Source organism: Xanthomonas sp. 3793, from assembly GCF_024806835.1.
Lineage (GTDB): Bacteria > Pseudomonadota > Gammaproteobacteria > Xanthomonadales > Xanthomonadaceae > Xanthomonas > Xanthomonas arboricola_F.
The window spans coordinates 696,714-716,231 of sequence record NZ_JANTYU010000002.1; the positions used below are offsets into that span (position 1 = coordinate 696,714).

General features: G+C 64.2%; 16 protein-coding genes, 1 tRNA gene and 1 pseudogene. 14 read left to right on the top strand and 4 right to left on the bottom strand.

Features of this window, described 5'->3' with window-relative positions; genetic code table 11:
• Window positions 1-88: 88 nt before the first annotated feature.
• From FHY18_RS09290 to FHY18_RS09330, 9 genes and pseudogenes are all read left to right on the top strand, one after another.
• Window positions 89-1,060, top strand: a complete 972-nt coding sequence (locus FHY18_RS09290) for an FKBP-type peptidyl-prolyl cis-trans isomerase (RefSeq protein WP_259153641.1) — start codon at window positions 89-91, stop codon at window positions 1,058-1,060.
• 24 nt (window positions 1,061-1,084) lie between these two features.
• Window positions 1,085-2,431, top strand: a complete 1,347-nt coding sequence (locus tag FHY18_RS09295; RefSeq protein WP_046964976.1) for a UDP-glucose/GDP-mannose dehydrogenase family protein — start codon at window positions 1,085-1,087, stop codon at window positions 2,429-2,431.
• A complete protein-coding gene (locus FHY18_RS09300) occupies window positions 2,424-2,660 on the top strand; it encodes a SlyX family protein (RefSeq protein WP_024939344.1) in 237 nt (78 codons plus the stop codon). The genes FHY18_RS09295 and FHY18_RS09300 overlap by 8 nt, the downstream gene beginning before the upstream one ends.
• An 18-nt stretch (window positions 2,661-2,678) precedes the next feature.
• Window positions 2,679-3,416, top strand: a complete 738-nt coding sequence (locus tag FHY18_RS09305) for a DUF2058 family protein (protein ID WP_326521202.1) — start codon at window positions 2,679-2,681, stop codon at window positions 3,414-3,416.
• 552 nt (window positions 3,417-3,968) lie between these two features.
• Complete coding sequence (locus FHY18_RS09310; RefSeq protein ID WP_259154001.1) at window positions 3,969-4,691, top strand: transporter; 723 nt, start codon at window positions 3,969-3,971, stop codon at window positions 4,689-4,691.
• Window positions 4,692-5,206: 515 nt separating this feature from the next.
• A pseudogene (locus FHY18_RS09315) lies at window positions 5,207-6,289 on the top strand (LacI family DNA-binding transcriptional regulator); the annotation flags it as partial.
• Window positions 6,290-6,302: 13 nt separating this feature from the next.
• Window positions 6,303-7,613 (top strand): L-fucose:H+ symporter permease, encoded by a 1,311-nt coding sequence (fucP, locus tag FHY18_RS09320; protein WP_259153646.1) that lies wholly within the window; start codon window positions 6,303-6,305, stop codon window positions 7,611-7,613.
• Entirely contained in the window at window positions 7,610-8,596 is a 987-nt protein-coding gene (locus FHY18_RS09325; protein WP_259153647.1) for a carbohydrate kinase, read from the top strand. Before fucP ends, FHY18_RS09325 begins: the two co-directional genes overlap by 4 nt.
• On the top strand, window positions 8,593-9,798 hold the full coding sequence (locus FHY18_RS09330; RefSeq protein WP_259153648.1) for an AGE family epimerase/isomerase: 1,206 nt from the start codon (window positions 8,593-8,595) through the stop codon (window positions 9,796-9,798). Before FHY18_RS09325 ends, FHY18_RS09330 begins: the two co-directional genes overlap by 4 nt.
• 368 nt (window positions 9,799-10,166) lie before the next feature.
• Here FHY18_RS09330 and metH read toward each other — a convergent pair whose 3' ends face one another.
• The 3 genes from metH to FHY18_RS09345 form a co-directional block, all read right to left on the bottom strand.
• Entirely contained in the window at window positions 10,167-12,920 is a 2,754-nt protein-coding gene (gene metH, locus FHY18_RS09335) for a methionine synthase (RefSeq protein ID WP_259153649.1), read from the bottom strand.
• A 316-nt stretch (window positions 12,921-13,236) separates the two neighbouring features.
• Complete coding sequence (locus tag FHY18_RS09340) at window positions 13,237-14,367, bottom strand: homocysteine S-methyltransferase family protein (protein WP_259153650.1); 1,131 nt, start codon at window positions 14,365-14,367, stop codon at window positions 13,237-13,239.
• The gene (locus tag FHY18_RS09345; protein ID WP_259153651.1) at window positions 14,364-15,359 is read right to left on the bottom strand and encodes a metalloregulator ArsR/SmtB family transcription factor; all 996 of its coding nucleotides are present in this window, start codon (window positions 15,357-15,359) and stop codon (window positions 14,364-14,366) included. The genes FHY18_RS09340 and FHY18_RS09345 overlap by 4 nt, the downstream gene beginning before the upstream one ends.
• Before the next feature lie 123 nt (window positions 15,360-15,482).
• Between FHY18_RS09345 and FHY18_RS09350 the strand changes: the two genes are divergently transcribed.
• From FHY18_RS09350 to FHY18_RS09370, 5 genes are all read left to right on the top strand, one after another.
• The gene (locus tag FHY18_RS09350) at window positions 15,483-16,631 is read left to right on the top strand and encodes an acyl-CoA dehydrogenase family protein (RefSeq protein WP_259153652.1); all 1,149 of its coding nucleotides are present in this window, start codon (window positions 15,483-15,485) and stop codon (window positions 16,629-16,631) included.
• Between the two features lie 28 nt (window positions 16,632-16,659).
• The gene (locus tag FHY18_RS09355; protein WP_033481355.1) at window positions 16,660-16,770 is read left to right on the top strand and encodes an acyl-CoA dehydrogenase family protein; all 111 of its coding nucleotides are present in this window, start codon (window positions 16,660-16,662) and stop codon (window positions 16,768-16,770) included.
• A gap of 28 nt (window positions 16,771-16,798) precedes the next feature.
• Window positions 16,799-16,909 carry an acyl-CoA dehydrogenase family protein gene (locus FHY18_RS09360; protein WP_033481355.1) on the top strand — a complete coding sequence of 37 codons (111 nt, stop codon included), beginning with the start codon at window positions 16,799-16,801 and terminating at the stop codon, window positions 16,907-16,909.
• A gap of 28 nt (window positions 16,910-16,937) precedes the next feature.
• Window positions 16,938-17,048 carry an acyl-CoA dehydrogenase family protein gene (locus FHY18_RS09365; protein ID WP_033481355.1) on the top strand — a complete coding sequence of 37 codons (111 nt, stop codon included), beginning with the start codon at window positions 16,938-16,940 and terminating at the stop codon, window positions 17,046-17,048.
• A gap of 355 nt (window positions 17,049-17,403) precedes the next feature.
• Window positions 17,404-18,927, top strand: a complete 1,524-nt coding sequence (locus tag FHY18_RS09370) for a platelet-activating factor acetylhydrolase IB subunit (protein ID WP_259153656.1) — start codon at window positions 17,404-17,406, stop codon at window positions 18,925-18,927.
• Window positions 18,928-19,397: 470 nt separating this feature from the next.
• Here FHY18_RS09370 and FHY18_RS09375 read toward each other — a convergent pair.
• Window positions 19,398-19,484 (bottom strand) — tRNA-Leu (locus FHY18_RS09375).
• Between the last annotated feature and the right edge of the window lie 34 nt (window positions 19,485-19,518).

Below are 19,518 nucleotides of genomic sequence, written 5' to 3' on the forward strand. Positions count from 1 at the left end.
GCGGCTCTCGCAACGCCGCGTGCGCATGCGACAATGCGTGTTCAGCGCCGTCGGTGGCGTGTCTTTTCACTTTCGGGAAGTGCATCGAATGAAGATGGGAAAGCGCGGCGCGGCGGCGTCGCTACTGATGGTGGCAATGACGGCTTCGATGCCGGCGATGTCGCAGCAACCGGCCGCAGCGGCCACCAAGGAGAAGCCAGTTTTGAATGCATCGTCTGAGAAGAGCACGCGCGACAACGTCAGCTACGCCATCGGTATGGACGTGGCGCGCTCGTTCGAGCCGATTGCCCAGGACATCGATCTGAGCGCGATGCAACGCGCCATCGAAAATGCCTTCAAGGGTGGCAAGCCGCTGTTGTCCGACGAGCAGACTCAGGCGACCGATACCGCATTGCGCACCGCGCTGGCCGCCCGTAACGGCCAGCAGGTGCCGGGCATGGCGCCGGGCTCCACGCCGGCCGCGCCGTCCAAGGAAAACGTCGGCTTGATGCTCGGCGACCGCGCGGTCGGCCCGTCGCTGGCCGGCATCAAGGACGAGATCGATCTGTCGATCCTGATGGAAGCGGTGCGGACCGTGTTCGCCAAGGGCACCACCCGTCTGACCCAGCAGGAAGCCGCTGCCACCATGCAGGCGTTCGCCGCTGCCAAACAGGGCGCTGCCGGTGCCAAGAATCGCGAAGAAGGCAACGCCTTCCTTGCCAAGAACAAGACCGAGAAAGGCGTGATCACCACCGCGTCCGGCCTGCAGTACATGGTGCTGCGCCAGGGCAGCGGCGAGCGCCCGATGCGGACCAACAAGGTGCGTGTGAACTACGAAGGCAAGCTGCTCAGCGGGCAGGTCTTCGACAGTTCGTACCAGCGCGGCCAGCCGGCCGAGTTCGGTCTGGATCAAGTCATTCCCGGCTGGACCGAGGGCGTCGCCTTGATGCCGGTCGGTTCGAAATATCGTTTCTGGATTCCATCCAACTTGGCCTATGGCCCGAACGGCACGCAGGGGGGGCCGATCGGACCAGACGCAACGTTGACGTTCGATGTCGAACTGATGGGTATCCTTCCCTGATCCCCCACAGGAGTACCCCCACCCATGCGAGTTGCGATCTTTGGTACCGGCTATGTTGGTCTTGTCACCGGTACCTGTCTGGCGGAAGTAGGTCATCACGTTATCTGCGTGGATATCGACCAGGCGAAAGTTGATGGTCTCAATCGTGGGGTGATTCCCATCTATGAACCCGGCCTGGAGCCGATGGTGAAAGCCAACCACGCCTCTGGCCGGTTGCGCTTCACCACCGACGCCGCCGAGGCGATTGCGCACGGCGAAATTACCTTCATCGCCGTGGGCACGCCGCCGGACGAGGATGGCAGTGCCGACCTGCAGTACGTGCTTGCGGTTGCGCGTACTGTCGGTCGCCATATCGATGGCCCATCGGTCGTGGTCAACAAGTCCACCGTGCCGGTCGGTACCGCCGACAAGGTGCGCGCGGCGATCCAGGAAGAGCTGGACGCACGTGGCGTGGACCACGAATTCGATGTCGTCTCCAACCCCGAGTTCCTGAAGGAAGGCGATGCGGTGGCCGACTGCATGCGTCCGGACCGGATCGTGATCGGCGCCAAGAAGCCGGCGGCGATCGCACGCATGCGCCGTCTGTATGCCCCGTTCAATCGCAACCGCGATCGCATCGTGGAAATGGACGTGCGCTCGGCCGAGCTCACCAAGTACGCGGCCAACGCGATGCTGGCGACCAAGATCAGTTTCATGAACGAGATCGCCAATATTGCCGAGCGTGTCGGTGCGGACGTCGAGCACGTGCGTAACGGTATCGGCTCGGACCCGCGTATCGGCTGGCACTTCATCTACCCGGGTGCCGGTTACGGCGGCTCGTGCTTCCCGAAGGACGTGCAGGCGCTTGCCAAGACTGCCGAGCAGTACGGCATGGAGCCGACCCTGCTCAACGCAGTGGAAAGCGTCAACAACGCGCAGAAGGGTCACCTGTTCGAGCTGGTGCAGCGTCATTACGGTGGCGAAGGCGGCAGCATCGCCGGCAAGACCTTCGCGGTGTGGGGCCTGGCGTTCAAGCCCAATACCGACGACATGCGTGCGGCATCCAGCCGTCGTCTGATGGCGCAGTTGTGGGAGGCCGGTGCCACCGTGCGCGCCTACGACCCGGAAGCCACCCATGAGGCCAAGCGCATCTTCGGCGAGCGCGACGACCTGACCTTCTGCGACGAAGCCTTTGCTGCGCTGGAAGGCGCCGATGCACTGGTCGTGGTCACCGAGTGGAAGCAATTCCGCAGCCCGGATTTCAGCAAGATCAAGCAGGCCTTGAAGGACGACGTCGTGTTCGACGGTCGCAACCTCTACGACCCGCAGGAGATCGAGGCTGCAGGCCTGGCTTACTACGCCATCGGACGAGGCCGTTCGTTGCATGCATGAGCAACTCTCGCCGCGCGACCAGGAACTGGACGCGCGGTTGGTGGAACTGGAAACGCGCCTCTCCTTTCAGGAGCAGGCGCTCAATGAACTGAGTGAAGCACTTGCGGACGCCCGTTTGACGGGCGCCCGCAATGCCGAACTGATCCGCCACCTGCTCGAGGACCTGGGCAAGGTGCGCTCCACGTTGTTTGCCGATGCAGCGGACGAACCGCCGCCTCCGCACTATTGATTGCAGATTGCCACCGCCATGAGCGATACCTTACGTGACCAGTTGCTTGGCCTGGGCTTCAAGTCCGCGCCCAAGCCCGAACGCAAACCCGACGCACGGCCTGCCGCGCGTCAGCATGGCAATGGTGGCAAGCCCGCGCCCGGCGGCAACAGGCCGGGTGGCCAGGGCAGGGGACCGCAGCGGCCGCACGCCGCTGCGGCGACCGATGCAGCCGGCGCACGTAAAAGCGATGGCCGGCCCGACCGGCGCCACGATGGCAAGCCGGCAGCGTCGCCGCGCCCGCAACAACCCAATGCAGACCGACGCGGCCCCCGGCCGGCGCGCACGCGCGAGGACATCGACCTGGCCAAGGCCTATGCGATCCGTGCGCAGCGCGAAAAGGACGAGCGCATCGAAGCCGAGCGGCTGAAGCAGGAAGAAGCACGCCTGCGTCGCGAAGCCAAGGCCAAGCTCGAAGAACTGCTCAAGGACAAGGGCCTGAACCATGCCGATGCCGACATCGCGCGGCATTTCCCGTATGGCGGCAAGATCAAGCGCATCTACGTCACCGCCGATCAGCTCAAGGCGCTCAACGCCGGCGAGCTGGGCGTGCTGCAACTCAACGGCCGCTACCTGCTGGTGACCGCCGAGGTGCTCGCCGAGGCCGAATCCGTATTCGCGCCGTCGGTCGCCCTGAAGGTGGACCCGAATGCACCGGCAGGCGACGACCCGTACGCCGATCCCAAATACCAGGTGCCCGACGATCTGGTCTGGTAACACCTTGATCCACTGATGATGTGACACCTGGGCACCTGTTGGGTGCCCTTGTTGTTTGCGATGTTTTCCATGCCATGCAACGTTGGATGCGCTTGCATCGTGCTGGTGCAGCCCGTTTCATATCGTCTCGTGTAATGCAGTTGCCCGCTGCACGCTGCGTCTGGGTCGGCCTAACAATCTGTCGCCGATCAAGTCGGCAATCGATGCCCTCTTGTAGGGCGACAACTGGCGCGAACACTGGCAATTGCTTATCGATTCCGAGCGCTGCCGTGCATCTGTCTGGATGTTCTTTGCAGGCCGCCGGTTGCGGTTCAGCGACGGGAGTACAGTCGCTATACAGGCTGGTCACGGCCAGGGCCGCACTATGCGCGCCATTACAGATTGGCGCTCGCAGTCTTCGAGTCTGTTGCGTCGTGGCTCACTTCCCGATTGGTGCTGCATATGTCCACATCCTCGAAATGCATGAAGCCCTGCGCTGGCGAATCGACTTCATCGGCCACGGGTAACGCACTGCGTTCGCATGCCGGTCGCCTGCTCGCGTCGTTCGGCGTAGTGTTTGCGGCGTGTGGTGCGAGTCCGCACGCATCTGCGCAGTCGGAAGATGCGCCAGCCTTTGATCGTCCCGGCATCCCGTTCGCTGCCGAGGTGCTGCAGCCCGGTGCGTTCGCCTGGGAGCAGGGATTGCCCGATGCCAGTACCGACCGTGCAGATGGTCAGCGCACGACGCTGTATACCGCTGACACTGTACTGCGTCTGGGGCTGTCACAGCAGGTGGAGCTGCAACTGGGCAGCGACAGTTACAACTGGCAGCACGGCGGTGGCGCGCGTGTCCGGGGTGGCGGCGACAGCCATGTCGGTTTGAAGGTCGCCTTGCCGTCGCGATCGGAGAGTTTTCATTGGGCGGCACTTGGCACCTATAGCGTGCCGACCGGCAGCCCCGCTTTCAGCGATGGGTATTCACGCGAGCTCGGGGTGACTGCATCCTGGGATCTGTCGCAGCAGCGCGCGCTGGCCTTGTACGTCAACTACGCACGCGACAACGACGGGCACACCTGGACGTTCTCGCCCAACTACACGTTTTTCTCGGGCGAGCATTTCAGCAGTTACGTGGAAGCGGGTCTGGATACCGGCAGCGAGCATTCGCGGGTGGCGGGTGCTGGCGGCGCCTGGCAGCTGCCGCATGCGATGCAGCTCGATGTCTCGGTGCTGCGTGGGCTGACGTCGGAAAGCCCTGATTGGCAGGGTGGGATCGGGTTGTCGATCGCGTTTCAGTAATCGAGCAATGGCAGCGCACGAACGCATGCGACGCAGAGGCGCGACATCGGGTGCTGCTTGATTATTGGGGGCATGCCCCGGTAACAGTGCCGCCTCTGGCCAACGGTGCTTGCGTGACCACGATTCATCGAGCTGGAAACGTCATTGGGTGTCGGTAGACAGGTGGGCGAAGCGAGTGTGGGGTTCGCGTGCGGCGCCAAGGACAGCGTATCGGCAACTCACGCCGCGTCTGCTGGAAGCTGGAGCAACCTGTTGTTGCCGACGGATGCAGCGACTCGATGAGGTGCCGACATTGGGGAAGCCTCTGGCGCCGGCCGGCAAGGGCGGTAGTCCAGGCTGCACCGAGAGCACCATGCCCATGCTGCACTGCCGCATGCATTGAATGGCGGGAAAAGGCTTAATTGGATCGATCCAATTCCAGTCCATTGCATGCACGTGTTTCATTCAGCGGAGTCCGGCGCTTGACGCGTCCCAAGCAAGCCTCGGCCGCCGCGGAGGCCGGCGACGCGCGCCTGGCGCGGCGCGGGGCGGTGACGCTGCGCGACATCGCAGGCGCAATCGGTGTCTCGCGCGCGACCGTGTCGCTGGTGCTGCGCGGCAGCCCCCTGGTGCATGCCAGCACGCGCGCGCGCGTGGAGGCCGAACTGGACCGGCAACATTACGTCTACAACCGCGCTGCCGCCAATTTGCGCCAGCGGACCTCATCCAGCATTGCGCTGGTCATCAACGATCTGTCCAACCCGTTCTTCGCAGAGTTTGCGGCTGGCGTTGACGAAGCGTTGGGCGCGGCCGGCTATGTCACCCTGCTGGGCAGTACCGGCGAGTCCACGCAGCGTCAGCAGGCGGTGCTGACCTCGTTGATGGAACACACACCGGCCGGGATCATCCTGTCGCCCGCCGAGGGCAGCCAGGCGCAGGCCCTGGCGCAGGTGCTCGGCCGCCAGCGCAACGTGGTGTTGTTCAACCGTGAGGTGGAGGGCGCCGGTTGGGACCTGCTGGCGCTGGACAACGAGCAGGGCGCGTATCTGGCCTGCACGCATCTGATTGCACAAGGCCATCGGCAGATCGTGTTTTTCGGCGGGCATGCCGAATCCAGCTCGTGCCGGCAGCGTCGTGCCGGCTATACGCGCGCCATGTCCGCTGCGGGCCTGGCGGTGCGGTACGTCGAGTCGGCACCCAATCGGCAGGATGCGGCACTGTGCGGCGCGCGTATGCTCGACAACGCCGACCACGCTGCGACTGCGGCGGTTTGCTACAACGACAGCGTTGCGCTCGGCCTGATGGCCGCACTGGCGATGCACGGCAGCGTGCCGGGCCGCGATTTCGCGGTGACCGGCTTCGACGACATTGCCGAAGCGGCATTGTTCACTCCGGCACTGACCACGCTGGCTGCCGATCCGCGCGCGCGCGGCCAGCAAGCTGCGCAGCTGGTGCTGCAGCGCATCGGCAGCCCGGACCTGGCCTCGCAACGGCTGACCGCTGCAGTTGCGCTACAAGTCCGCGCGAGCAGTGCGTGCGCACCCTCTCACCTGTCTTCTTCGCACCATCCCGCAAGCGATTCCCCCGTCCATTCCCCCACCAAGGCCTCAGGCCGCTGACCAGGCAACTCCTATGGTTTCCCTTTCCACGCAATCCACTGTGCCAAGCGGCAACAAGGCGCCCGTCAACAACGGCGTCGCGTTGTCGGTGGTGACCACGATCTTTTTCATGTGGGGCTTTCTCACCTGCCTCAACGACATCCTGATTCCGCATCTGAAGGCGGTGTTCGAGCTCAACTTCGCGCAGGCGATGCTGGTGCAGTTCACCTTCTTCGGTGCGTACTTCCTGATGTCGCTGCCGGCAGGTTGGCTGGTCAATCGCCTGGGTTACAAGCAGGGCATCGTGGCCGGGCTCGCGGTGGCGGCAGTCGGTGCGCTGGGCTTCTGGCCGGCGGCGGAACTGCGCGTGTACGGCGCATTCCTGGGCGCGCTGTTCGTGCTCGCCACCGGCATCACCATCCTGCAGGTGGCGGCAAATCCATATGTTGCGTTGCTGGGTCCGGAGCGTAGTGCCTCCAGCCGCCTGACCCTGGCGCAGGCGCTCAACTCGCTGGGTACCGCGATCGCGCCGTTGCTGGGTGGCTGGTTGATCCTGTCCAACACGGTGATGAGCGGCGACCAGCTCAAGGCCTTGCCGGAAGCCGAGCAACTGGCCTATCGCGTGCAGGAAGCCCAGGCCGTGCAAGGCCCCTACATCGGGCTGGGTGTGGTGCTGTTCCTGCTGGCGATCTTCGTGTTCCTGTTCCGTTTGCCGGCATTGACCGATGGCGGCGCGCAGAAGGAAGAGAGCAAGCATTCGCTGCTGGATGCGCTGCGCCACCCGCATGTGCGCTTCGGTGTGCTGGCGATTTTTTTCTATGTCGGCGCAGAAGTCGCGATCGGCAGCCTGATGGTCAATTACTTCTCCTTGCCGGAGATCGGCGGGTTCACCGAGCGCGAGGCGACCAAGTACGTGTCGGCGTACTGGACGCTTGCCATGATCGGCCGCTTCATCGGGTCGGCCTTGCTGGCCAAGCTGTCGCCACGCGTGCTGTTGTCGGTATTTGCGGGTATCAATGCCTTGCTGCTGGGCCTGACCATGGCCAGTGGCGGCATGCTGGCGGTGTATGCGCTGGTGGCGATCGGCCTGTTCAACTCGATCATGTTCCCCACCATTTTTACCCTGGGCATCGAGCGTCTTGGCCCGTTGACCGGGCGTGCGTCCAGCCTTTTGATCATGGCGATTGTGGGCGGCGCGATCGTGCCGTATCTGCAGGGCTTGCTGGCAGATCACATGGGCCTGCATGAGTCCTTCGTGCTGCCGCTGGTGTGCTACCTGTACATCGTGTTCTACGGCATCTGGGGTTCGCGCCTGCGTGGCGCACTGGCGGAGGCGCGCGCATGAATGCTGCCAAGAACCAGGTGGTCTGTTTCGGCGAAGCCCTGATCGACATGCTGGCCTTGCCGCAGGCCAGCACCGACGACGCGCGCACCTTTGCGCAATATGCCGGTGGTGCGCCGGCCAATGTTGCGGTGGCGGTGGCAAAACTCGGCGGCGCCGCGCATTTTGTTGGCATGCTCGGCCGCGACATGTTCGGCGACTTCCTGCTGCAGAGCCTGCAGCAGGCTGGGGTGATCACCGATGGCATCGTGCGCACCGATCAGGCCAAGACCGCGCTTGCCTTCGTCGCATTGGACGAGGCGGGCGAGCGCAGTTTCAGCTTCTACCGCCCGCCTGCAGCGGACCTGTTGTTCCGCCCAGAACACTTCGCCGCAGACGGATTCACGCAAGCCGCGGTGCTGCATGTGTGTTCCAACAGCATGACCGAGCCTGCGATCGCGCAGTGCACGCTCGACGGCATGCGCCGTGCACGTGCCGACGGCGCCATCGTCAGCCTGGATCTGAATCTTCGTCCGATGCTGTGGCCGCAGGAGGTGGACCCGGCTGCGTTGCTGTGGGAAGCGCTGGCGCTGGCCGATGTGGTCAAGCTCTCGCGCGAGGAACTCGACTATCTGGCCGGCACCTTGAACGCCGACGCCAGCGCGGTGACGCAGAAGCTGTGGCAGGGCAATGCGCGCTGGCTGTTGGTTACCGATGGCGGCGGCCCGGTGCATTGGCAGACACGGGTGGATTCCGGCCAGGTGTCGGCGTTCACCGTGCAGGTGCGCGACAGCACCGCTGCTGGCGATGCCTTCGTTGGTGGTCTGCTGTATCAGCTGGCCGCACGTGCGACGACGCTTGAACACCTGTGCGGCGATGCTGCGGCGATGACGCAGGTGATTCGTTTCGCCGCCGCAGTCGGTGCGCTGGCAGTGACACGCAAGGGCGCGTTTGCCGCGATGCCCAGCCTCGATGAAGTCCATTCTCTGATCCAGGAACAAGCATGAGCCCGTTGCCCGCATCTCCCGCCCCCGATTTCCGCTCGGCCGATGTGTTGCGCCAGCATATTGCCGACACCATGGCGTTCTATCACCCGCGCGCGATCGATCCAGCCGGTGGCTTCTTCCAGTATTTCAAGGATGACGGCAGCATCTACGATGCCGGTCACCGGCATCTGGTGAGCAGCACGCGCTTCGTCTTCAACTACGCAATGGCCTACCGCGAGTTCGGCAACGCGCAGTACCTGGAGGCAGTGCGCCACGGCCTGGATTATCTGCGCAACGTGCATCGCAACGCCGCCACCGGCGGTTATGCCTGGACCTTGCGCGATGGCGTGGTGGAAGACGACATGAACCACTGCTACGGCGTGGCGTTCGTGCTGCTGGCGTATTCGTGTGGGCTGAAGGCCGGCATCGGCGAGGCGCGTGCGTGGATGGACGAAACCTGGCAGCTGCTGGAAAAACACTTCTGGGAGCCGGAATTCGGTTTGTACCGCGACGAAGCCGATGCGCAGTTCAACTTCACCACGTATCGCGGCCAGAACGCCAACATGCATATGTGCGAGGCGATGATCGCCGCGTACGAAGCCAGCGGCGAGCAGCGCTACCTGGATCGCGCGCTGCAGCTGGCCGATCACATGACCCGGCGCCAGGCGGCCAAGGCCGATGGTCTGGTGTGGGAGCATTACGACCCGCAGTGGAACATCGATTGGGACTTTAACCGCGACAACCCCAAGCATCTGTTCCGGCCCTGGGGCTTCCAGCCGGGCCACCAGACCGAATGGGCCAAGTTGCTCATGCTGCTGGATCGTTATGCACCCACGGACTGGTTGTTGCCGACTGCGCAGCATCTGTTCGATGTCGCGGTGGAGCGCTCCTGGGATGCGCAGCGCGGCGGGCTGTATTACGGTTTCGCGCCCGATGGTCAGGTGTGCGACGACGACAAGTATTTCTGGGTGCAGGCCGAGTCGTTGGCTGCAGCGGCCTTGTTGGCACAGCGCAGTGGCGATGCGCGCTACTGGCAGTGGTACGACAAGCTGTGGGATTACTCCTGGAAGCACATGGTCGACCACCGCTATGGTGCGTGGTACCGCATTCTGGATGCGGACAACCGCAAGTACAGCGATGAGAAGAGCCCGGCCGGCAAGACCGATTACCACACCATGGGCGCGTGTTACGAAGTGTTGAACGTGTTGCGGCCAGCAGCTTGATGGGGGGTAACAGAGCACAGCCGCCTATGTGCGGCCGCGCCGTGACGTAGGAGCGCACCCGGGCGCGACGGGGCGTTATCGGTAAAGCCCCGTCGCGCCCGGGTGCGCTCCTACGTTGGTTGGAGGGCGCGTTCGGGGATGCTGGGGCCCGGTGTTATTTGGGTGCCGCCCCGTGTGGGAGGACTACGACGTTCGAATGTATTGCGGACAGTGGCTTGATGCTGGAGGTGACATGGCGCGGCCATAGATGTGCGGCCGCGTCGTGACGTAGGAGCGCACCTGGGCGCGACGGGGCGTTATCGGTAAAGCCCCGTCGCGCCCGCGCTCCTACGTTGGTGGAGGGCGCGTCCGGGGATGCTGGCCCGATGTTATTCCGGGTCGTAATCCAGGTTCGATGCCAGCCAGCGCTCGGCCAGTGCCAGCGTGATGCCCTTGCGCTTTGCGTAGTCGGCGACCTGTTCCTTGCCTAGCCGTCCCACCACGAAGTACTGGCTCTTGGGATGGCTGAAGTAGTAGCCGGATACCGCCGCGGTGGGCAGCATCGCAAAGCTTTCGGTAAGCGACATGTCTGCATTGCGTTCGGCATCGAGCAGATCGAATAGCCTGCGTTTTTCGCTGTGTTCCGGGCATGCCGGGTAGCCCGGTGCCGGGCGAATGCCGCGATAGCGTTCGGCAATCAATGCTTCGTTGTCGAGGTCTTCATTGTCGATGTAGCCCCAGAACTCGGTGCGCACACGCTGGTGCAGGCGCTCGGCCAGGGCTTCGGCCAGGCGATCGGCCAACGCTTTGAGCAGGATCGCGTTGTAGTCGTCGTGCGCCGCCTCGAAGCGCGCCACATGCGGGTCGATCCCGATGCCGGCAGTGACCGCAAACGCGCCGATCCAGTCCTGCTTGCCGCTGCTCTTGGGCGCGATGAAATCGGCCAGGCAGAAGTCGGGGCGGTCGACGGGTTTGTCGACTTGCTGGCGCAAGAAATGCAGGAGCTGCCGGGATTGGGTATTCGGGATACGGGATTGGCTGGGGTGCTGCGAATCCCCAGTCCCTATTGCCGAATCCCGGTGATCTGTGAGGATCACCTCGACATCATCGCCCACGCTATTGGCTGGCCACAGCCCAAATACCGCCTTGGCCGTGAGCCATTTTTCGTCGACGATCTGCTTCAGCATGCGTCGGGCGTCGCGATACAGTTCGCTGGCCTGGGTGCCGACGATCTCGTCGCTGAGGATGGCGGGAAATTTTCCGGCCAGCTCCCAGGCCTGGAAGAACGGCGTCCAGTCGATCAGCTGGGTCAACTCCTGCAGCGGGTAATCGTTGAAAACATGCAGGCCCGGCTGCCGCGGAATGGGCGGTGTGTAGTTCACCCAATCGCCATCGAAACGCTGTGCGCGCGCCTTTTCCAGCGATACCAGCCGTTTGGCATCGCCACGGTTGCGATGGCGTGCGCGGATCTCGGCGTAGTCCGCATCGTTGGCAGCGACGAATGCCTGACGCAGGTCGCGCGAGATCAGCGATTGCGCAACGCCCACTGCACGCGAGGCATCCTTCACCCAGACCGTGGGCGCGGTGTAATGCGGGTCGATCTTCAGCGCAGTGTGCGCGCGCGAGGTGGTGGCGCCGCCGATCAACAACGGGATCTCGAAACCCTGCCGCTGCATTTCGCGCGCCACATGCGACATCTCTTCCAGCGAGGGCGTGATCAGGCCGGACAAGCCGATCAGGTCTGCATTCTCTTCGCGCGCACGGTCAAGGATCACCTGCGCAGACACCATCACGCCTAGGTCCACCACATCGAAGTTGTTGCATGCCAACACCACGCCGACGATGTTCTTGCCGATGTCGTGCACATCGCCCTTGACGGTGGCCATGATGATCTTGCCGTTGGATTTGCCGACATCGCCGGTGCGCAGTTTTTCCGCTTCGATAAAGGGGAGCAGATAGGCCACGGCCTTTTTCATCACGCGCGCGGACTTGACCACCTGCGGCAGGAACATCTTGCCGGCGCCGAACAGGTCGCCGACCACGTTCATGCCGTCCATCAGCGGGCCTTCAATCACATCCAGCGGACGCGTGGACTGTTGGCGCGCCTCTTCGGTATCGGTTTCCACGTAGGCGTCGATGCCATGCACCAGCGCATGCGCCAAGCGTGCGCGTACCGGCTTGTCGCGCCATGCCAGGTCTTCGACCTTGGCCGCACCCTTGCTGCCCTTGTAGCGTTCGGCGATTTCCAGCAGCCGCTCGGTGCCGTCCTTGCGCCGGTTGAGGATGACGTCTTCCACACGCTCGCGCAGATCCGGGTCCAGTTCGTCATAGATCGGCATGCCACCGGCATTGACGATGCCCATGTCCATACCAGCCTCGATCGCATGGAACAGAAACACCGAATGGATCGCCTGGCGCACCATCTCGTTGCCGCGGAACGAGAACGACACATTCGACACGCCACCGGAGACATGGCAGTGCGGCAGCGTGCGTTTGATCTGGCGCGTCGCCTCGATGAAGTCCACCGCGTAGTTGTCGTGCTCCTCGATGCCGGTGGCCACGGCAAAGATATTCGGGTCGAAGATGATGTCTTCCGGTGGAAAACCCACCTGCTCGGTCAACACCTTGTAGGCGCGCGTGCAGATTTCCACCTTGCGCGCGCAGGTATCGGCCTGGCCCACTTCATCGAAGGCCATCACCACGGCGGCGGCGCCGTAACGCAGCACCTTGCGCGCCTGTTCGATGAAAATTGCCTCGCCCTCTTTGAGCGAGATCGAGTTGACCACGCTCTTGCCTTGCAGGCACTTCAGGCCGGCCTCGATCACCGTCCATTTGGACGAATCCACCATCACCGGGATGCGTGCGATATCCGGCTCGGACATGATCAGGTTGAGAAAGCGCGTCATCGCCTTTTCGGAATCGATCAGGCCCTCGTCCATATTGACGTCGAGGATCTGCGCGCCGTTGGCGACCTGCTGGCGCGCCACCTCTACCGCCTCTTCGTAGCGCTCTTCCTTGATCAGCTTGCGGAACTGCGCGCTGCCGGTGACGTTGGTGCGCTCGCCGACGTTGACGAACAGCAGGTCCGGCGTGATGACCAACGGCTCCAGGCCGGACAGGCGGGTGTAGCGGGGAGTGCTCATGCGATGCTCTGCTGGACGGTGACGGCGCGATCGGTCTTGGTGGGTTGCTGTTCACGGCTGGACGATGGGGCGCAATGAAATGCAGCCCTCATCCGGCGCTGCGCGCCACCTTCTCCCGCAGGCGGGAGAAGGGCAGTGCGTTGCGCACGGAGCGTCTTTGTGGAAAGCCGAGCAATGCGGGTTCCCTCTTCCCCCAGCGGAGGATGGGCGGTGGACTGCGCACGACGCGTCCTTGTGGCAGCCCAAGCGCCGCGCTGTCCTTCTCCCGCCTGCGGGAGAAGGTGCCCGAAGGGCGGATGAGGGTGAGCCTGACGCATCACGCCGCCAACTCCTGCGCGCCGGGTATTTGCCGTGGCGGCAGGTCGGCCACGGCGTCGGCGATCGCACGGATATGCGCGGGCGATGTGCCGCAGCAACCGCCAACCAGATTCAGCAAGCCGGACTGGGCAAATTCGCGCAAGGTCTCGGCCATTTCCTCCGGCGTCTCGTCGTACTCGCCGAAGGCATTGGGCAGGCCGGCATTCGGATGCGCGCTGACATAGGCGTCGGCAATCTGAGCCAGCGTTTCCACATGCGGGCGTAGATCCTTGGCGCCCAGTGCGCAGTTCAAACCCACCGACAGTGGGCGGCCATGTGCGACCGAGGCGTAGAAGGCTTCGGCTGTCTGCCCAGACAGCGTGCGACCGGACGCATCGGTAATGGTGCCGGAGACCATCACCGGCAAGCGCCCGCCGCGCGCTTCGAAGACCTCTTCGATCGCGTACAGCGCTGCCTTGGCATTGAGCGTGTCGAAGATGGTCTCAACCATCAGCGTGTCGGCACCGCCATCGATCAAGCCTTCGACGGCCTCGCGGTAGGTCTCGCGCAGCGCGTCGAAACTGGTGTTGCGGTAGCCGGGGTCGTTGACGTCCGGACTGATCGAGGCGGTGCGGCTGGTGGGGCCGAGCACGCCGATCACAAAGCGAGGTTTGTGCGGCGTCAGCGCTTCGACGGCATCGCAGCATTCGCGCGCGACCTGCGCGCCGGCCTTGTTCAATTCATACACCACGTGCTCGAGGTGATAGTCGGCCTGGCTCACCGAGGTGGCGTTGAACGTGTTGGTTTCCAGCAGGTCGGCACCGGCATCCAGGTAGGCGCGATGGATACCGGCAATGATCTCCGGGCGGGTCAGCAACAGCAGATCGTTATTGCCCTTCAGGTCGTGGCCTTCTGGCGTGTGTGCGTGATCGCAGCCCGGGCCGTGCACATGCGCGCTGTCGTAGCCTTCGGCGAACCGCGTGCCGCGGTAATCGGTTTCCTGCAGATCGTGGCGCTGAATCATGGTGCCCATCGCACCATCGATGATGAGGATGCGTTCGCGCAGTGCAGTGTCGAGTTTGTCGGCGCGCTCCGGGTGCAGCCAGGGCAGCGAGAAGGAACGTGGGGTGAGGGGCTGTGCAGGCGTCATGGTGCGGTTCTCCTTGGTGCAGTGCTCTTGCCGTCAATCGATCCCGAATCCAGAGTCCCCATTCCCGGCTTCATCGCAATCAGCGAAATCACCTCGAAATGCGGTGGGCGTTTCTCACGCGTCACCGTCTCCAGGCTGGAGACATCCAGCCCGGCTTTCTCGACGAACTTGCGCAATTCCTTGGCGGCAAATCCCAGATTGACGTGGCCATAGGCATGCACGGCCGCGCGGTGTTCGTGCTTGGCCAGGCTGCACAGCAGCAGGCGGCCGCCCGGGCGCAACACGCGTGCAGATTCGGCCACCGCTTGCGCCGGTCTTGCGGCATAGGTGAGCGCGTGCATCAGCACCACCAGGTCGAAGCTGGCATCGGGGAAGGGCAGTGCATGCATATCGCCTTCGCGTACTTCCACGTTACGCAGCTTGCGCAGACGCTCGCTGGCAGCGGCAACCACGCGTGCGCTGGTGTCGATGCAGATGTAGCGGGTGGCGTGCGGGGCGACCAGTTCCGCCAGCACGCCGTCGCCGGAGGCGATGTCGAGCACGTCGCCGGTTTCCAGCAGGGGCAGGGCGGTGCGTGCCAGTGCTTCCCAGGTGCGCCCCGGGGAGTAATGCCGTTCCATGTCGCCGGCCACCGAATCGGCCCAGTTCTGGTCGGCGGCGCGGTTGGCCAGCACGGCGGCCACGCGCTCGGCATCCTGGCGCAACAGCGGGTCGTCGCTGCCGGTGCTCAGCGCCAGCCACAGGGCACGCTGTGCGGGATCCAGCGATACTTCGTCGAAACGGTAATACGCCGACACGCCGGCGCGGCGGTCGCGCACCAGCCCGGCTTCCTTGAGCTTGGCCAGGTGGGTGGACACGCGCGGCTGGGCCAGGCGGGTGATGGCCGACAGCTCGGCCACGGTGAGCTCTTCCTGTTCCAGCAGCGCCAGCAGGCGTACCCGGGTGGCATCGGCAAACACTTTCAGTCGCGCCGACCAGTCTTCCAGATCCATGAATATCTCTATATCGCGATATGGAGATATTTTCGGCCGGGCGGGGTACCGGGTCAACTACATACGCATGCGAATGGTTGGGGCTACAATGGCCGCTCAGCCAATACCCGGGAGGGGTCGAACGTGGATTTCAGCTTTACCGAAGAACAACTGATGATCCAGGACGTGGCCCGCCGGATCGCCCAGGAAAAGATCGCCCCCAGCGCCGAGCAGTTCGACCGCAGCGGCGAGTTCCCGTTGGAAAATATCCAGCTGCTGGGCGAAAACGGCCTGATGGGCATCGAGGTGCCGTCCGAGTATGGCGGTGCCGGCATGGATCCGATCAGCTACGCGCTGGCGATGATCGAGATTGCGGCCGGCGACGGCGCGCACTCCACCATCATGTCGGTCAACAACTCGCTGTTCTGCACCGGCATCCTGAAGAACGGCACCGAGGCGCAGAAGCAGCTGTACGTGCGCGCAATCGCCGAAGGCACGCACATCGGCGCGTTCGCGCTGACCGAGCCGCAGTCCGGCTCGGATGCATCGGCGATGCGCTGCCGCGCGGTCAAGCAGGCCGACGGCAGCTTCGTCATCAACGGCAAGAAGAGCTGGATCACCTCCGGCCCGGTGGCCAAGTACATCGTGCTGTTTGCGGTGACCGAGCCGGACAAGGGCTCGCGCGGCATCACCGCCTTCATGGTCGACACCGACAAGCCGGGTTTTCATCGCGGCAAGACCGAGCCCAAGCTGGGCATCCGCGCCTCGGCCACCTGCGAGATCGAGTTCGCCGATTACGTTGCACAGGCCGACGAGGTGTTGGGCGTGGAAGGCGAGGGCTTCAAGACCGCGATGAGCGTGCTCGATGCTGGGCGGATCGGCATTGCCTCGCAGGCAGTGGGTATTGCGCGCGCCGCGTATGAAGCGACGCTTGCCTACGTCAAGGAGCGCAAGGCCTTCGGCGCTGCCATCGGCACGTTCCAGATGACCCAGGCCAAGATCGCCGACATGAAATGCAAGCTGGATGCGGCGTTGTTGTTAACGCTGCGTGCGGCCTGGCTCAAGGGGCAGGGCAAGAAGTTCGGTACTGAAGCGGCGGTCGCCAAGCTCACCGCATCGGAAGCGGCGATGTGGATCACCCACCAGGCGGTACAGATCCACGGCGGCATGGGCTATTCGAAGGAAATGCCGCTGGAGCGCTACTTTCGCGATGCCAAGATCACCGAGATCTACGAAGGTACCTCGGAGATTCAACGCCTGGTGATCGCGCGCGGCGAAACCGGGCTGCGCTGAGGCCGGCCGCACTCCAGCGCTGCCGCCAGTGCGGCAACGCTGGAGCGCTCTCCGCGATGCCAAGATCACCGAGATCTACGAAGGTACCTCGGAGATTCAACGCCTGGTGATCGCGCGCGGCGAAACCGGGCTGCGCTGAGGCCGGCCGCACTCCAGCGCTGCCGCCAGTGCGGCAACGCTGGAGCGCTCTCCGCGATGCCAAGATCACCGAGATCTACGAAGGTACCTCCGAGATTCAACGCCTGGTGATTGCACGCGGCGAAACCGGGCTGCGCTGAGGCCGGCCGCACTCCAGCGCTGCCGCGAGTGCGGCAACGCTGGAGCGCTCTCCGCGATGCCAAGATCACCGAGATCTACGAAGGTACCTCCGAGATTCAACGCTTGGTGATCGCACGCGGCGAAACCGGGCTGCGCTGAGGCCTGCCGCACTCCAGCGCTGCCAAAATCACCGAGATCTATGAAGGCACCTCGGAAATCCAGCGCCTGGTGATTGCACGCGGCGAAACCGGGCTGCGCTGAGGCCGGCCGCACTCCAGCGCTGCCGCCAGTGCGATGCAGCGTTTGGTAGGAGCGTGCTTGCACGCGAGGCGGCGTTGGCGATAACGCTGCAGCGTGCAGGCGCGCCTTGGCTCTGGTGGATCTGCGCTGGGTAAGTCGCCAGCTCATAGCATCTCCGGCCGCAGCGCCCGGCGGCAGGTGCACGGCGTTCACGCTTGTCGTTGACGGCACGTGCGGACCACAATCGCCGCTTCTCCCGTCTGCTGGTGCGCGCATGCCCCGGTTTCTGCACGCCGTGTTTCCCCGCCCTTCGCGGTCTGCCATTGCACCCGCATTGCTGTGCTGGGGGCTGTTGATGGTCTGCGCCACCGTCGGCGCGCAAACACCACCGCCGTCGATCGTGCCCACCGACCGCCTGCAGGAGCCGTGGTGGGCCCAGCGCCACGCGCAGGTGCTGGAACAGGTCAAACAGCATCCGGAGGCGAAGCTGCTGTTGATCGGCGATTCGATCACCCAGAACTACGAAAAATCCAAGGCGCCCGACGAAGACTTTCAGCCCACCTGGCAGACCTTCTATGGCAGCCGCGGTGCACTCAATCTGGGCTTCAGCGGCGACGGCACCGAAAACGTGCTGTGGCGGCTGGCCAATGGCGAGGTCGACGGTCTGCAGCCCAAGGTTGCGCTGGTGTTGATCGGTACCAACAACACCGGCCATCTCGGCCAGACCGCAGGGCAGACTCAGCTCGGTATCGATGCGGTGGTCGCGGCGATCGAGCAGAAGTTGCCGCGCACGCACATCCTGCTGCTGAGCGTGCTGCCGAGCGCGATTTCGGCGGAGAAATCCGCTCGCGATGCGCAGATCAACCAGGGTCTGGCGGTGCGCTATGGCGACAACCCGCGCGTGACGTATCTGGATGTGAGCTCGGTCTTCCAGCGCGACGGCAAGCTGCGCACTGAGTTGTTCTACGACACCCGCTTCCGGCCCGCCGCCGGCGCCCTGCATCCGGATACCCAGGGGCAGCGCATGCTGGCCGAAGCGATCGAACCGACCCTGGCGCGGCTGCTGGGTGAGCCGCCGGTCAAGCCGGTGGCCGAACTCGGCCGCGGCGTCGCCACGTCGTTGATGCCGGTCGATTGGCTGGAGCAGGATTCCTACGACTGGTATGCGCGCCACCATGCCGCGCTGGCGGCGGCACGCACGCTCAAGCCGGAGGTGGTGATGATCGGCGACTCGATCACCCATTTCTGGGCCGGCCCGCCGCAGGCCACCCGTGTCAGTGGTCCGGAGTCCTGGCAGTGGCTGTACGGCAAGCGGCCGGTATTGAACCTGGGCTTCGGGTGGGATCGCACCCAGAACGTGTTGTGGCGCATCCGCCAGGGCGAGCTCGACGGCCTGGATCCGCGCTGGGTGGTACTGCATATCGGCACCAACAACCTCACCGGCACCACGCAGTCGCGTGCGAGCACGCCGGCCGAAACCGCGCAGGGCATCGATGCCATCGTGCGCGAAGTGCGCACGCGCATGCCCAACAGCAAGCTGATCCTGATGGCGATCATGCCGCGCGGCCGCACTGCCGGCGATCCGCAACGCGGCCCGATTGCCGAAACCAACCGCCTGCTGCGCGCACGGTATGCGGCCGACCCATCGGTGCGCCTAGTCGATATCGGCAAACAACTGCTGCAGCCCGATGGCAGCCTGCCGGAAGCGCTGATGCCCGACGGCACCCATCCCAGCGAAGCCGGCTACCGACTCTGGGCACAGGCATTACGCGATGCTGGAATCACCGCCGCTCCGTAGGACGGCCCATCGCGGCGGCGCCTGCCGCGCAGGTAGTTGCTGTCGTTTCGATGTTGTGGGATGGGACCGTGGCGCAGCGTGCGCCATAGGTCCGGGGCGCGACGAGTTGCGCGTAACGCTGATCGACGGTCGTTAATGGACCATGCCGCAAGGCCGCGTAGGCGTGGCAATCATCCGATCGCTTCGATGGATCAGTCGACTGGAGGCGGCTAACAAGTCGACAGCGCTCATCGGGCTGCGTTCGCCGCCAAGCCGGCGCGGCGGGCGCTCGGAACTGGCACGTCGCCATCGTCCACTGCGGTTCTGAGGGCGTCGGCCATACACCCGGCTGACGACCGCTCCTACCTTCCATTGCCTGCTCTGACTCGCATTGGTCCCCAGCGCTGATCGGCGTCGGCATCTGGGCGCAGCGGAGATGTTCGAATCCCAGAAACCAGAAGACCCCCGATTGCTCGGAGGTCTTTTTAAACTGGTGCCCAGAAGAGGACTCGAACCTCCACGAAGTTGCCCCCGCTAGCACCTGAAGCTAGTGCGTCTACCAATTCCGCCACCTGGGCAGGTGAGCCGCGAATTTTGCAGACTCCTGACAGG